This window comes from Gracilimonas sp., from assembly GCF_031581265.1.
Classification (GTDB): Bacteria; Bacteroidota; Rhodothermia; order Balneolales; family Balneolaceae; genus Gracilimonas.
Genome location: NZ_JAVLBQ010000068.1, coordinates 1 through 596, shown reverse-complemented (window position 1 = coordinate 596; position 596 = coordinate 1). Strand labels below are relative to the sequence as shown.

Genomic DNA, 596 nt, shown 5'->3' with positions numbered 1-596 from the left:
CCAAAGCATGTCTCATAAAGGCAATTGTTGGGATAATGCACCGGCTGAGAGTTTCTTTAAAACCTTAAAAGCAGAATTAAACTGCCGGACAGGAATCTTTACCAGTTACCAGCAGGCGCGAGCGATGATATTCGATTATATTGAGAGCTGGTACAACCGAAGGCGGTTACATTCTTCACTGGAATATAAAACACCGGCTGAAGCCGAACAAGAACTTAAACAAAAACGACAACAGGCCGCATGATTACCCTTAACTCATTGTCCACTTTTTTGTTGCAAGTCCAGTTCATACATAGTAACTAATTTAGTACCTTATTCAGGTCTTAGCTACTTCAGCCCCTAAATTTATATTATGTAAATATACTTCCCTATCCTGATTGTATATCGATAATTTACATTGGCTAAGATGTCCTAATTTCCAAAATTATATGAACAGAATTGTTGCTGTTATTACTAAGCTACACTTAAGTAGCATGAAACTCATATAATGACCTTTACCTTATATTTTTCGTTGGAAGAGCTGGAATAGTTGCGGCAAAGATATATATTAAAACAACTATAATGCCGTAATAACCAATTAGAAACGTAAACAAAAC

Annotated in this window: 1 protein-coding gene; it reads left to right on the top strand. The window is 36.1% G+C overall.

The genetic code is table 11. The annotated features are described in order from the left end of the window. Window positions 1-244, top strand: a 244-nt coding sequence (locus RI561_RS13770; protein ID WP_395080822.1) for a transposase, incomplete at its 5' end; no start/stop codon positions are given. Between the last annotated feature and the right edge of the window lie 352 nt (window positions 245-596).